The following is a 14,214-nucleotide window of genomic DNA, read 5'->3' as shown; positions in this document are numbered from 1 at the left end:
GTCGGGGCACCCCGATCGGCCGGTCACCCACGCCGTTGCGACGCGGCCCGCCCCGTCGACCCCGCGGTGCGGGGACGGACCCGCCGGGGCTGCGGGCTACCGGCGTGTCGCCGCGAGCACCTCACCCACCGCGTCACCGACCGGCACCTCACGTGCTTCACCGGTGAACCGGTCACGTAGTTCGACGTTGCCGTCGGCGAATCCACGACCGACCACGACGACGAGGGGCATCCCGAGGAGTTCGGAGTCCTTGAACTTCACACCCGGCGAGGCCTTGCGATCGTCGAGCAACACCTCGAGGCGCGCATCGGACAGTTCCTGCGCGAGCGCTTCGGCGCCCGCGCGGGCCTGCTCGTCCTTGTTCGCGATGACGAGATGGACGTCGAACGGGGCGATCTCCGCCGGCCACCGCAGACCCTTGTCGTCGTGCTGCTGCTCGGCGACGACCGCGACCAGGCGCGAGACACCGACACCGTAGGACCCCATCGTCGGGCGCACGGGCTTGCCGTTCTCACCCAGGACGTTCACCTCGAACGCATCGGTGTACTTGCGGCCGAGCTGGAAGACGTGCCCGATCTCGATGCCGCGGGCCGACACGAGCGGTCCCGCTCCGTCGGGTGACGGATCACCGTCGCGGACCTCCGCGGCCTCGATCGTGCCGTCTGCGACGAAGTCACGTCCCGCGACCAGCCCGAACACGTGCTTGCCGGGTTCGTCGGCGCCGGTGATCCAGCTCGTGCCGTCGACGACACGCGGGTCGACCAGGTACCGCACACCGTTCGCGAGCAGCGCCTTCGGGCCGATGTATCCCTTGGCGAGGAACGGGTTGGCGGCGAAGTCGGTGTCGTCGAGCATGGCGAACTCGGCGGGTTCGAGGGCCGCCTCGAGACGTTTCTCGTCGACGTCGCGTCCGCCGGGGATGCCGATGCCGAGCAGTTCCCAGTCACCGCCGGGCTGCTTCACCTTCACGAGGATGTTCTTGAGGGTCTCGTCGGCGTCCACCTCGCGTCCGAGGATCTGCGACGCCGCCGCGACGAGCGTGTCGATCGTGGGTGTGTCGGGCGTGTCGTGGACGACCGCCGCGGGCAGCCCGTCGATCGGCACCGGCGCGGGCGCGAGAGTCGTCACGGCCTCCACGTTCGCGGCGTACCCGGATTCGAGGCAGCGCACATAGGTGTCCTCGCCCGCGGGCGAATCGGCGAGGAACTCCTCGGACGCGCTGCCGCCCATCGCACCGGAGGTCGCCGAGACGATGACGTATTCGACGCCGAGACGCGTGAAGATCCGTTCGTAGGCGTCGCGATGCGCGCGATAGGACTCGGCGAGACCGTCGTCGGTGAGGTCGAAGCTGTAGGAGTCCTTCATCACGAACTCGCGGCCGCGCAGGATGCCGGCGCGGGGTCGTTCCTCGTCGCGATACTTGGCCTGGATCTGGTACAGGGTGACCGGGAAGTCCTTGTACGAGTTGTACTCCCCCTTGACGGTGAGAGCGAACATCTCCTCGTGGGTCGGCCCGAGGAGGTAGTCGCCCTGCTTGCGGTCCTGCAGCCTGAACAGGTTCGGACCGTATTCGGTCCAGCGGTTGGTCGTCTCGTACGGTTCGCGCGGCAGCAGCGCCGGCAACGAGATCTCCTGTGCCCCGATGGAGTTCATCTCCTCGCGCACGACACGTTCGATCTGCCGCAGCACCCGCAGGCCCAGCGGCAGCCACGAGTACACGCCGGGCGCGATCCGGCGCACGTAGCCGGCGCGGACGAGGAGCTTGTGGCTGGCGACCTCGGCGTCGGCCGGGTCGTCGCGGAGGGTACGGAGGAACAGGTGCGACATGCGGGTGATCACGGACGGTCAGCCTACCTCTCGCCCACCATCGGCCATCGGTACGGTTGTCGGTTGTGCTGGTGCTTCTTCCTCCTTCCGAAACCAAGTCCGACGGCGGCGACGGCGCGCCCCTCGATCTCGGTGAGCTGTCGATGCCGCAGCTCACCGAGACCCGCGAGGTGCTGGCGCAGGCACTCGTGGATCTCGCGGCCGACCCCGACGAGTCGAGCCGTGCGCTCGGGCTCGGCGCGACGCAACTCGACGAGGTCGAACGCAACGCGAAGCTGTGGGTCTCGCCGACACGTCCGGCACTCGACCGGTACACCGGCGTGCTGTTCGATGCGCTCGATGCCGCAGGTTTCTCGAAGGCTCAGCGCGACAAGGCATATCACCGCGTCGGGATCGGATCGGCGCTGTTCGGCGCAGTGCGGGCGGCCGACCCGATCCCGGCGTACCGGCTGTCCGGCGGATCCCGGATCCCGGGGTTCGGGACCCTGGCGTCACTGTGGCGGCCGGAGCTGTCGGACGCGCTCGTCGCCGAATCCGACGGGGGTCTCGTCGTCGATCTGCGTTCCGGGGTGTACCAGCAGCTCGGCCCGGTTCCCGGGGCGGTGACGGCGACGGTTCTCACCGAGAAGCCGGACGGCACCCGCAAGGTCGTGAGCCACTTCAACAAGCACCACAAGGGCCTGCTCGCCCGTGCACTGGTACTCACCCGCGCGGAACCGTCCGATGTCCGCGGCGTCGCTCGGGTCGCGTCGAAGGCCGGGCTGCGCGTCGAGGTGGCGTCCCCGTCCGAACTCGTCGTCCTCACCTGACCCGTACCGTCCCCACTGCGATCGGCCTTCGCGGTAAATGCACCGAACCACCGTCGCCGCTGGTCATCGTGCCGTAGAGTGCGATGGCAGTGTGTCGTATCGACACGACGAGGGAGCACCTCATGGGCAAGAAGGACCACGCGGAGAAGAAGCACACCGGCGGCGGGACGCACCGTTCGGGCGCCGCCGGATCCCCCACGGGTCCACGTCCGACCCGATCCGGGGAACTGTCCCCTCCCCGACCGGTCCCCGCCTCCCCACCGATGACGAACAAGGAATACCGGCGACATCTGCGTCCGCTCCACGGTGAACTCGTCGCGATGCAGGAATGGGTGCGCGAATCCGGCGCCAAGGTGTGCATTCTGTTCGAGGGCCGCGACACCGCCGGCAAGGGCGGGGTCATCAAGGCGATCACCGAACGTGTCAGTCCGCGGGTGTTCCGGGTGGTCGCCCTCCCGGCACCGACCGAACGTGAGAGGTCGCAGATGTACCTCCAGCGGTACATCCCGCATCTGCCTGCCGCGGGTGAGGTCGTGATCTTCGACCGGAGCTGGTACAACCGCGCCGGCGTCGAACCGGTCATGGGTTTCTGCACCCCGGAGCAGACGGCGCAGTTCCTGCAGATGGTTCCGGCGGTCGAACGCGCCGTCATCGCCTCCGGCATCCTCCTGATCAAGTACTGGCTCGAGGTGAGCGAGGAACAGCAGACCGCGCGCCTGCACAGCCGCATGGACGACCCCCGCAAGGTGTGGAAACTGTCCGCGATGGATCTCGAGTCGTACAGCCGCTGGTACGACTACGCGCGGGCACGCGACGAGATGCTGCGCACGACGCACACCGGGTGGTCGCCGTGGCACGTCGTGTGCACCGACGACAAGAAGCGCGGTCGCCTGAACATCATCTCGCACCTGCTCGACACCGTGCCGTACGAAGCCCCCGAGGCCCGTGAGATCACGCTGCCCGCGCGGCAGGAGCCGGGCGACTACCGCGATCCCGAGCTCCCGGTCGACTGGATCCCCACCCCCTACTGACGACCCGCACCCGAACCCGGCGGGGCGGGCGGGTCCGCGGTGGACGTGTCCACCGCCACGACGGACGGAGACGACCATGGCGGGACAACCCGGGTCCGGGCGCACACCGGCCGCGACGTCCACTGTCGACGACCTCCGGCCGCCGTGGCACGCCATGACGCCCGACGAGGTGGCCGCCGCACTGGACGTCCACCCGCGGTCCGGACTCACCGGCGGCGAGGTCGCGTCGCGGCGGGACCGGTACGGCGTCAACATGATCGTCGCCGAACCCGCGCCGTCCGTCTGGGCGGTCGCGCTGGTGCAGCTGACCGATCCGATGAATCTGATGCTCGTCGTGGTCGGTGTGGTCGGGCTCGTCATCGGTCAGATCCCGGTCGCGTTGACCGTCGCGGGTCTGGCCGCACTCAACGTGGTCCTCGGCACCCGTCAGGAGATGAAGGCGCGCGCGAGCGTCGACGCGCTCGCGAAGATGCAGGTTCCCCACGCGAGAGTGCTGCGCGACGGCACGCTCGTCGAGATCGACGCGACCGAACTGGTTCCGGGCGACGTCGTCTCCCTCGAGGCCGGTGATCTCGTCCCCGCGGACGGCCGGATCCTCACATCCGCGACGCTGGAAACCCAGGAGGCCGCCCTGACCGGCGAGAGCGCCCCCGTCGCGAAGGACGTCACGGCCCTCACCGATCCCGCGGCAGCGCTGGGTGACCGTTCCGACATGCTGTTCCAGAACACATCCGTCACACGGGGCACCGCGACGATGGTCGTCACGGATACGGGGATGACGACGCAGATGGGGCGGATCGCGTCGATGCTGTCGGCCGTCACCCCGAAGAAGTCACCGCTGCAACGGGAACTCGGATCATTGACGAAGGTACTCGCGGTGGTCGCGTGGACCGCGGTCGCGATCATCATCATCATCGGGTTGCTGCGCGGGCAGACCGTGGCGACCGTGCTGCTGCTGGGTGTCTCCATGGCGATCTCCGCGATCCCGACGGGTCTACCCACATTCGTGCAGTCGATGCTCTCGTCCGGGGCGAAGCAACTCGCGGACTCCCGCGCGATCGTGAAGAACCTGAACGACGTGGAGACGCTCGGTGCGACGAGTGCGATCAACTCCGACAAGACCGGCACGCTCACGATGAACGCCATGACGGTCCGGTCGCTGTACTTCCACGGCCGCTGGTTCACCGTCGAGGGTGAGGGCTACGCGAAGTCGGGCGCGATACGTCACGCGGCCGGCGAACCCGTGCCCGACTTCACGCGACTCGCGTACGGGCTGTGCCTCGACAGCGACGCGACGGTGTCCGACACCGGCACCGTCGTGGGCGATCCCACCGAGGCCGCGCTGGTGGTGCTCGCCGCGAAGATCGGTGTGGACGCAGAGGAGACCCGCCGTGCGTACCCGCGATTCGCCGAGGTGCCGTTCGATTCGGCGTACAAGTTCATGGCGACCTTCCACCACGTGCCGTTCGAGGGCGGCGAGGTGTTCGTGGAGATGGTCAAGGGAGGACCCGACGTCGTCCTGGCCCGCTGCTCCGGTGCCTTCTCCTCCGAGGGGGACCGCATCGACATCACGGCGGTCCGCAACGACATCGATGCCGCCAACCGCAGGATGTCGGAGAAGGGTCTACGTGTCCTCGCCTTCGCCGCGCGCCGACTGGACGGACAGGAGAACGCGGTTTCCGACGACCCCATGGCGTTCGTCGACGAACTGACGTTCATCGGGATGGTCGGGATCATCGACCCCCTTCGCCCCGAAGCCGCCGAGGCGGTCCGCACCGCTCACCGCGCCGGGATCGAGGTGCGGATGATCACCGGTGACCACGCGGTGACCGCGTCGGCGATCGGCGCCGAATTGGGGTTGGGGCCGGGCGCGATCAGCGGCGCGGAGTTGCAGGCCATGTCCGACGACGAGGTCCTCGCCGCGCTGCCGGACGTGCACGTGTTCGGTCGTGTCACGCCGCAGGACAAGCTTCGACTCGCCGAACTCATGCAGCGATCCGGGCGGATCGTCGCCATGACCGGCGATGCCGTCAACGATGCCGCGGCGCTCAAACAGGCAGATGTGGGCGTGGCGATGGGGTCCGGCAGCGAGGTCACCAAGCAGGCCGGCAACATGGTCCTCACCGACGACGACTTCGGCACCCTCGTCGACGCGATCGCACTCGGACGCAGCATCTACGACAAGATCGTCTCGTTCATCCGCTGTCAGATGGCGAAACTCTTCTCACTGATCCTGTTGTTCCTCGCCGCGAGCATCTTCGACATCAACGACGGTGTGGCCCTGACCCCGTTGATGGTGCTGTTCCAGAACTTCTTCGTCACCATGTTCCCCGTGATCGTCATCATGCAGGATCCGCCGGCGCCGAACCTGATGGACGACCCGCCCCGCGATCCGTCCGTGCCGATCACCAACCCGCTCGCGCTGTGGCAGTGGATCTTCTACGGCGCCGTCGAGTTCGCGGTCACACTGATCGCACTGTTTCTCGCGCCGGGCGAGATGAGTTCCACCGAAGCGAACGTGCCCATGACCATGGCGTTCGTCGTCCTGGCGCTGGGTTCGATCTTCGGAGGCCTGGTGATGCGTCGCGACCCGGAGAGCGGGCTGGCCGCGCCGATCCTGGGGGCCGTCAAGATCCTGGCGATCCCGACCGTCGTGACCGTGCTCGCCGTCGAACTCGACTTCCTCCGACGATTCCTGATGACCGCCGATCTCAGCGGAGGCCAGTGGCTCGCATGCCTCGGCCTGTCACTGGTCGTACCGGTCGTCGTCGAGGCGGAGAAGGCGATCCGCCGACGTGCCCGCCGGCACGGCACGGCACACACGGTCGACCCGCGTACGGCCGTCACCCCGGCACGTGCCCGCGCGTGAGGGGTCGGCTCACGCGCTCTGCGCGGCCTTCTCCGCTTCCTGGCCCTGCGCGACCTGTTCGGGAGTGAACCCGATGAACAGCGCGGCGATGCCCGCGATCACGGCGCACACCGCGCACCCGACGAGGGCGAACATGTATCCCTCGCCCTGCGCCGCCAGTTCCACCGCGCTCATGTCGGCGACCGCACCGGAGGTGCCCCCCAGAGACATCGTCCGCGAGGTCGCCATCGCGCCGATCACACCGAGCCCGACGGGCCCGCCCAGTGTCTGGGCCACCTGCGCGATCGCGGACAGCGGTCCGATCTCGTGCTGGCCGACCCCGGCGATCGCGCACAGCGGCAACGGAACCACGGCCAGACCCACCCCGAACCCGACGACGAGCACCAGCACGAACAGCGTCGGGAAGTAGCTGACGTACTGGTCCATCGTCGAGCCGACGAGCAGGCTCACCGTCATGATGATCGACCCGGTGACGACGAGCCATCGCGGCTGGACCCTGGCGACGACCCGCGAGGACACCGCTGCGGCGGCACCGAGCCCGAACGCGAACGGCACGAACGCGAGGCCGGCCTGCAGCGGCGTGTATCCGAGGATGTCCTGCACGAACAGTGCAACGAATGCGGCCAGGCTGAACATGACCGCGCCCGCGAAGAAGATCGACACGAACGTCGCGACCCGATCGGTGTTGCGGAACAGGACGAACGGCAGGAGCGGATTCGCCGCGCGCCGTTCCACGAGGAGGAAGATCCCGAGCATCACGGCACCTCCGCCGAGCGCACCGATCACGGCGGGACTCCCCCACCCCAGTTCGGGCCCCTCGGTCAGTCCGAACACGAGCCCCGTGCAGCCGATGGTCGCGAGCACGGCGCCCGGCACGTCGAGAGTCAACCGTTCGGCGGCGGTCTCCCGCAGCGACACCACCGCGAGGACCACGATCAGTACGCCGATCGGCACGTTGATGAGGAAGATCCACCGCCACGACACCTGCGTCAGTGCGCCGCCGAGGATGAGCCCGGCGATCGATCCCACTCCGGTCATCGCGGCGAACACGGCGATCGCACGGTTCCGCGCCGGGCCCGCCGCGAAGGTCGTGGCGACGAGCGCGAGGGCCGTCGGTGACGCGACGGCCGCGCCGACACCCTGCAGCGCCCGCGCCGCGATGAGCATCGCCTCGCCGGTCGCCAGACCGCACAGCAGGGATGCGACGGTGAACAGTGCGACACCGCCGATGAACATGCGTTTCCGGCCGTAGCTGTCGCCGAGCCTCCCCCCGAGCAGCATGAGGCCGCCGAACGCGAGCGCGTACGAGGTGAGAACCCAGTTGCGGCCCGCGTCCGAAAGCCCGAGCTCGGATTGGAGGGGGGCGAGAGCGAGATTGGCGACGGTGCCGTCCAGCACGACCATCAGCTGGAGTCCGCTGAGCACGAGCATGGCGAGGGCCAATGCCCGCGTCGTCGTCGCATGGGGAGGCGAAACCACGTCGGTCACGTTACCGACCGTCCGGAGTGAGCCCCGCGACCGGGCCGATGACGATGATCGCCGGCGGGCGGATGCCCTCGTCACGGATCCGTGTCGCGACCGTGGACAGCTCGGCCCGGACAGTCCGTTGACTGCGCAGCGTGCCTTCCTGCACCACCACCACCGGGGTGTCCGAGGGGCGACCCCCGGCGAGCAACGCGTCGGCGAACCGGTCGATGCGTTCGACACCCATGAGCAGCACCAGTGTTCCGCGTAGCTTCGCGAGAGCGTCCCAGTCGGTGAGCGAGTCGGGATGTCCGGGTGCGACGTGTCCGCTGACGACGACGAACTCGTGCGTGACACCACGGTGCGTGACCGGGACGTCCGCTGCCGAGGGCACCGAGATCGCACTGGTGATGCCGGGCACCACCGTCACGGGGACACCGGCGGCCGTGCACGCCTGCAGTTCCTCGTACCCGCGGCCGAACACGTAGGGGTCGCCGCCCTTGAGTCGGACCACGAATCTCCCGGCACGGGCGCGGTCGACGAGGATGTCGTTGATCGCCTGCTGCGCCATCGCGCGGCCGTACGGCAGTTTCGCGGCGTCGATCACCTCGACCTGCGGGCCCAGCTCGGCGAGCAGTTCCTGCGGGGCGAGGTGATCGGCGACGACGACGTCCGCCTGCGCGAGCAGCCGCCGACCGCGCACCGTGATCAGATCCGGGTCGCCGGGGCCGCCTCCGACCAGCGCCACCCCGACGGGCTTCGCGGCGGTATCGGTGACCTCGCCGAACGAGCCACCGGCGAGCGCGTCGCGGATGGATGTGCGGACCGCTGCGGACCTCCGGTGGTCACCGCTCGCGAGGACACCGACGGTCAGTCCGTCGTGCGCGGTGGTGGCGGGCGTGACGGCGCTGCCGTCACGGGCACTGTCGGCGCGCACACAGAACACGTGACGCCGGTCGGCTTCCGCGACGATCGCCTCGTTCGTGGCGGGTTCATCGGTACAGGCCAGCACGTACCAGGCGCCGTCGAGGTCTCCGTCCCGGTAGTCGCGTAGCTCGAGCGTCACACGGCCCTTCGCCGCCATGCTCTCCACGACGGGGGTCGCGGCGCGGGCGATGACGTGGACGTCGGCGCCGGAGGCCGTGAGCAGACCGAGTCGCCGCTGGGCGACGGATCCCCCGCCCACGACGACGACCCTGCGGCCGTTCAGGTTCAGTCCGACCAGATAGTTCGGGTCGCTGCGGTTCGGGTCTGTGCTCTCGGATGACACCGGGTGGTCCCCACTTTCGGTTCTGGTGCGGTCGCGCGAGGCCGGTCCGCTCCCCCGGGGGTGCGGACCGGCCCGTCGACGGTTCGGTCGAAGGAGATCAGACCGTGGCGACCTCGGCGGGAGCCGCAGGCACCGGTTCGGACGCCGTGTCGAGTTGCAGCGACTCGGTGCTCCACTTCCAGACCTGGTCGAAGAGCGACGGGTTCTCGGAGAGCTTGACGCCCAGCGAGGGCACCATCTCCTTCAGCTTCGGCTGCCAGCCCGCCCACTGCTTCGGGAAGCAGCGTTCGAGTACGTCGAGCATCGCCGGTACGGCGGTCGACGCGCCCGGGGACGCTCCGAGGAGGCCGGCGATGGTTCCGTCGGCAGCGTTGACGACGGCGGTTCCGAACTCGAGGACACCCCCCATCCCCTTGCGTCGGATCACCTGTACACGCTGACCGGCGACGATCAGTTCCCAGTCCTCGAGCCGAGCCTCGGGCGCGAACTCACCGAGGGTGACGATGCGGTCGGCCGGCGACTGCGTGAGCTCACCGACGAGGTACTTGACGAGACCGAGTTCGGTGACGCCCACGCCGAGCATCGACATGAGGTTGTTCGGCCTGATCGACTTGGGCAGGTCCAGGATGCCGCCCTCCTTGAGGAACTTCGGCGACCAGCCGGCGTACGGCCCGAACAGCAGCCCCTGCTTGCCACCGATCACGCGGGTGTCCAGGTGCGGCACCGACATGGGAGGTGCTCCGACGGCGGCCTTGCCGTAGACCTTGGCGCTGTGCTGCGCGATGACGTCGGGGTTGGTGCACCGCAGGAACGCTCCCGAGACGGGGAACCCACCGAAACCCTTCGCCTCGGCGATACCCGACTTCTGCAGCAGGTGCAGGGCGCCGCCGCCGGCACCGACGAACACGAACTTCGCGTGCACGATGCGGGTGACGCCGCTGCGGCGGTTGCGGACCTTCACCTTCCAACTGCCGTCGGACTGCTTGGAGAGGTTGACGACCTCGTGCCCGAAGAACACGGTGCCGCCGGAGGCGGACACGTTGTTGATCAACTGCTTGGTGAGGGCACCGAAGTCCACGTCGGTGCCGGTCTCGGTCCAGTTCAGCGCGACCGGATCGGAGAAGTCACGTCCCTGCGCCATGAGCGGGAGCCGCTCGGTGAACCACTCGGGGCTCTCCGAGTACTCCATACCCGCGAACAACGGATGACCGGCGAGCGCGTCGTAGCGGGCACGCAGGTACTTCACGTTGTCGGCGCCGTGGACGAAGCTCACGTGCGGGATCGGGTTGATGAAGTTCTTCGGGTCGCTCAGGATGCCGTTGTCGACGGCGTAGGCCCAGAACTGGCGCGAAACCTGGAACTGCTCGTTGACGCTGATCGCCTTGGTGATGTCCACCGAGCCGTCGGGCTTACCCGGGGTGTAATTGAGTTCACACAGCGCGGAATGGCCGGTCCCGGCGTTGTTCCACGGGTCGCTGCTCTCCGCGGCGGCGGCGTCGAGCCGCTCGAATGCCGTGATCGTCCACTCGGGCTGCAGCTGCCGCAGCAGCGCGCCGAGGGTCGCGCTCATGATGCCCGCACCCACGAGCACTACATCGGTTTTCGCCTCTACGTTCTCTGACACTGGGAAATCGACTTCCTTGTCTGGTTCGCACGCGGCGCCGCGGCGTGGCGTCCGCACCGATCGCGTGAGTTTCCCGAACACGTCCGTGACCACGTCCCCGACAAGGCGAGTTCGTCACGATCGCGCCGACTGCGACGAACAGGTTACCCGCGCGTTGACCGGCGTTTCACTTCACCCAATTGTGTACCCCGTGCGGCGGGCTGCGGTCATCAATAGGGTGTGATGGTGACTACTTGGCGGCCCGACATCCTCGGCGACGGATACCACCAGCTCACACTGCCTCTCGGAACGGATCCGGATGGTGAGGGTGAGATCACCGCGACGCTGGTGCGGCGCGACGACGACGGCACCGCGCCGCCGGCCCGTGCGGTGCTGTACGTGCACGGTTTCACCGACTACTTCTTCCAACGGCACCTCGCCGACCACTTCGCCGCGCGCGGCTACCGGTTCTACGCCCTGGACCTGCGCAAATGCGGGCGTTCACGGCGCCCGGGACACACTCCGCACTTCGTGACCGACCTGGCGTTCTACGACGTGGAGCTCGGGCGGGCGCTGGAGATCGTGCGCGCGGAGACGGGTGGGGACGTACTCCTCGCCGCGCACTCGACCGGCGGTCTCGTGGTGCCGCTGTGGCTCGACCGGTTGCGACGTCGACCCGGAGGTGTCCGCGGCGCCGGGGTGAGCGGCCTGATCCTCAACAGCCCGTGGTTCGACCTTCAGGGCCCGTCCTGTGTGCGCAACATCGGTACCGCGGTGGTCGACCTGATCGGGCGTCTGCGCCCGAAGGACGTGGTGCCCGGCCAGGAGATCGACACGTACGGGCGGAGCCTGCGCGACGGCGGCTGGGAGTACGACCTCGAGTGGAAGCCGCTGGCGGGGTTCCCGGTGACATTCGGGTGGCTGCGTGCCGTGCGACGAGGGCACGCGCAGCTGCATCGCGGGCTCGACGTCGGTGTCCCCTCACTGATCCTGCGGTCGGGTCAGACGAGGTTCGCTGCGGAACCGGGCTTCGGTGTCGATGCCCTCGACGCCGTCCTGGACGTCCGGCAGATCGCGCGGTGGGCCGGGTGCCTGGGCGATCGGACGTCGATCGTGCCGATCCGCGGAGCGCGGCACGATGTCTTCCTCTCCGCGCCGGACGCCCTCGCACATGCGTTCCGGGAATTGGATCTGTGGTTGGAGTGGTTTGACGCTCACGGAGACCGGACGGGTGCCGCCGGGACACGAGATACGGGAGAACTGGTTTGAGCCACTACGACGTCGCGATCATCGGCACGGGATCGGGCAACTCGATCATCGACGCGCGGTTCGACGACAAACGGATCGCGATCCTCGAGCAGGGCACCTTCGGTGGAACCTGCCTCAATGTCGGATGCATCCCGACGAAGATGTACGTCTATGCCGCCGACGTGGCGCGTACCGTCCGCACCGCGTCCCGGTTCGGGGTGGACGCATCCGTCGACGGGGTGCGGTGGAACGACATCGTCGACCGGGTGTTCGGCCGGATCGATCCGATCGCTGCCGGCGGCGAGCGGTACCGGCGCGAGGACTGCGGCAACGTCACGGTGTACGACGGCCACGCCCGCTTCGTGGGAGATCGGACGCTCGACACCGGTACCGGGGACACGATCACCGCGGATCAGGTGGTGATCGCGGCCGGGGCCCGCGCGACCGTGCCGCCGGAGGTCCTCGATGCCGGTGTGCGCTATCACACCAGCGACGACATCATGCGGCTGCCGAAACTTCCCGACTCGCTGGTGATCCTCGGGACCGGTTTCATCGCGATGGAGTTCGCGCACGTGTTCTCGGCGCTCGGGTCGAAGGTGTCGGTGATCGGTCGCAGCGGCGCGCTGTTGCGGCACCTCGACACCGACCTGTCGGAGCGGTTCACCTCCCTCGCTCAGGAGCGGTGGGACGTGCACCTGTCGAATCCGGCGCGGGAGTTCCGTCCGGTGGGCGACGGTGTCGAGGTCGTCCTCGAGGACGGCACGGTGGTCTCCGGGGACGCTCTCCTCGTCGCGACGGGTCGTCGTCCCAACGGTGATCTGTTGGACGTGGCGGCGGGCGGTGTCGGAACGGACGGGGAGGGGCGGGTGATCGTCGACGAGTTCCAGCGCACCACCGCGCCGGGGGTGTTCGCGCTCGGGGACGTGTCGTCGGCCTTCCAGCTCAAACACGTGGCCAATCACGAGGCTCGGGTCGTGCAGCACAATCTGCTGCACGACGCGTGGGGCGGTGACACCGCCGCGTTGCGGCGCAGCGACCACCGCTACGTGCCGTCGGCGGTGTTCACGGAACCGCAGATCGCCACGGTGGGGATGACGGAGGAGCAGGCCCGCGCGGCGGGCCACGACGTGAGCATCAAGATCCAGGACTACGGCGACGTCGCCTACGGCTGGGCGATGGAGGACACCGAGGGGTTCTGCAAGCTGATCGCCGACCGGTCGACCGGACTGTTGCTGGGTGCGCACATCGTCGGTGCGCAGGCGTCGACGGTGATCCAACCGCTGATCCAGGCGATGAGCTTCGGAGTGACGGCGCACGAGATGGCGACGGGTCAGTACTGGATCCATCCGGCTCTTCCCGAACTCGTGGAGAACGCGTTGCTCGGCCTCTGACGACCGCCGCATACGACGGTGCCCCCGGAGCGACTCCGGGGGCACCGTCGCATGTGTCTGTGCTGTGCGGTGCTGCGCCTCACCAACTTCCGGTGCGCAGCACGATGGCGGAGGCGAAATCGGAGGGTGCGTCGGCGGGGACGTTGCCGATGCCGACCAGTTCGACGACGCGGAACTCGCCGGTGACGTAACGCATGGAGGCCTCGGCTTCGGTGCGCCGGTCTGCGCTTCCGATCACGATCGTGGTGGGTACCTCGGCCGCAGGTGCCGCGGAATCACGAATCACACCGGCGAGGTCGGGAACGGCCGGGTGCCCTCGGTCGGCGACGACGAGGCTGGCAAATCTGCCGAACCGCCCCGCGGCCACCGCCCACGCGAGTTCGGCACCGGTCCCGCTGCCCACCAGGTGGACCCACGGCAGTGTCAACTCGTCGAGGACGGCGAAGACATCGGCGGGTACGAGTCCGTCGGTGCGGTCGAGCACGACGGTCCGCAGATCCGAGTTGTGGAGCCTCTCGCACACGGCATCGAACACATCAGCGGTCTCGCCGGTTCCGGGCAGCAGCAGCACCGTGTGTCTGCTCACCGGCCCGTCGATCCGGACGTGGACACTGCCTCCCTGCGTTGACACCGTCGTCGTCTCCATGTCGGGCACGCTACACGCAGGTCCGCACCGTTCCCGACATTGCGGTCCCGCGTTCC

At 68.6% G+C, this 14,214-nt stretch carries 10 protein-coding genes; 5 read left to right on the top strand and 5 right to left on the bottom strand.

Features of this window, described 5'->3' with window-relative positions:
* Positions 1-96 precede the first annotated feature (96 nt).
* A complete protein-coding gene (locus LDQ05_RS01170) occupies positions 97-1,839 on the bottom strand; it encodes a proline--tRNA ligase (protein ID WP_226435056.1) in 1,743 nt (580 codons plus the stop codon).
* 53 nt (positions 1,840-1,892) lie between these two features.
* On the opposite strand from LDQ05_RS01170, the gene yaaA reads away from it, so the two are divergent.
* From yaaA to LDQ05_RS01155, 3 genes are all read left to right on the top strand, one after another.
* Positions 1,893-2,636, top strand: coding sequence for a peroxide stress protein YaaA (gene yaaA, locus LDQ05_RS01165; RefSeq protein WP_226435055.1), 744 nt, complete (start codon positions 1,893-1,895; stop codon positions 2,634-2,636).
* Positions 2,637-2,758: 122 nt separating this feature from the next.
* Positions 2,759-3,667, top strand: coding sequence for a polyphosphate kinase 2 (ppk2, locus tag LDQ05_RS01160; protein WP_226435054.1), 909 nt, complete (start codon positions 2,759-2,761; stop codon positions 3,665-3,667).
* Between the two features lie 76 nt (positions 3,668-3,743).
* Positions 3,744-6,536 (top strand): cation-translocating P-type ATPase, encoded by a 2,793-nt coding sequence (locus LDQ05_RS01155; RefSeq protein ID WP_372461003.1) that lies wholly within the window; start codon positions 3,744-3,746, stop codon positions 6,534-6,536.
* A gap of 9 nt (positions 6,537-6,545) precedes the next feature.
* Here LDQ05_RS01155 and LDQ05_RS01150 read toward each other — a convergent pair whose 3' ends face one another.
* The 3 genes from LDQ05_RS01150 to mqo form a co-directional block, all read right to left on the bottom strand.
* On the bottom strand, positions 6,546-7,967 hold the full coding sequence (locus LDQ05_RS01150; protein ID WP_226435091.1) for an MFS transporter: 1,422 nt from the start codon (positions 7,965-7,967) through the stop codon (positions 6,546-6,548).
* 58 nt (positions 7,968-8,025) lie between these two features.
* The gene (cobA, locus tag LDQ05_RS01145; RefSeq protein ID WP_226435053.1) at positions 8,026-9,270 is read right to left on the bottom strand and encodes a uroporphyrinogen-III C-methyltransferase; all 1,245 of its coding nucleotides are present in this window, start codon (positions 9,268-9,270) and stop codon (positions 8,026-8,028) included.
* A 97-nt stretch (positions 9,271-9,367) separates the two neighbouring features.
* Complete coding sequence (mqo, locus tag LDQ05_RS01140; RefSeq protein ID WP_226435052.1) at positions 9,368-10,894, bottom strand: malate dehydrogenase (quinone); 1,527 nt, start codon at positions 10,892-10,894, stop codon at positions 9,368-9,370.
* A gap of 225 nt (positions 10,895-11,119) precedes the next feature.
* Between mqo and LDQ05_RS01135 the strand changes: the two genes are divergently transcribed.
* Positions 11,120-12,142 carry an alpha/beta hydrolase gene (locus tag LDQ05_RS01135; RefSeq protein ID WP_226435051.1) on the top strand — a complete coding sequence of 341 codons (1,023 nt, stop codon included), beginning with the start codon at positions 11,120-11,122 and terminating at the stop codon, positions 12,140-12,142.
* Positions 12,139-13,512: a mycothione reductase gene (mtr, locus tag LDQ05_RS01130; RefSeq protein WP_226435050.1), complete on the top strand. Its 1,374-nt coding sequence runs from the start codon at positions 12,139-12,141 to the stop codon at positions 13,510-13,512. The genes LDQ05_RS01135 and mtr overlap by 4 nt, the downstream gene beginning before the upstream one ends.
* A gap of 79 nt (positions 13,513-13,591) precedes the next feature.
* On the opposite strand, the gene LDQ05_RS01125 is transcribed toward mtr, so the two are convergent.
* Complete coding sequence (locus LDQ05_RS01125; protein ID WP_226435049.1) at positions 13,592-14,158, bottom strand: alpha/beta fold hydrolase; 567 nt, start codon at positions 14,156-14,158, stop codon at positions 13,592-13,594.
* Between the last annotated feature and the right edge of the window lie 56 nt (positions 14,159-14,214).

Source organism: Rhodococcus yananensis (assembly GCF_020515525.1).
Taxonomy (GTDB): domain Bacteria; phylum Actinomycetota; class Actinomycetes; order Mycobacteriales; family Mycobacteriaceae; genus Rhodococcus; species Rhodococcus yananensis.
This window is presented reverse-complemented; position numbering and strand designations above follow the sequence as displayed.

Excerpts from the sequence above, each read along its gene's own strand:
- LDQ05_RS01155 (WP_372461003.1), top strand. The coding sequence starts at position 3,744 with ATGGCGGGACAACCCGGGTCCGGGCGCACACCGGCCGCGACGTCCACT.
- LDQ05_RS01125 (WP_226435049.1), bottom strand. The coding sequence starts at position 14,158 with ATGGAGACGACGACGGTGTCAACGCAGGGAGGCAGTGTCCACGTCCGG.
- LDQ05_RS01150 (WP_226435091.1), bottom strand. The coding sequence starts at position 7,967 with ATGCTCGTGCTCAGCGGACTCCAGCTGATGGTCGTGCTGGACGGCACC.
- ppk2 (WP_226435054.1), top strand. The coding sequence starts at position 2,759 with ATGGGCAAGAAGGACCACGCGGAGAAGAAGCACACCGGCGGCGGGACG.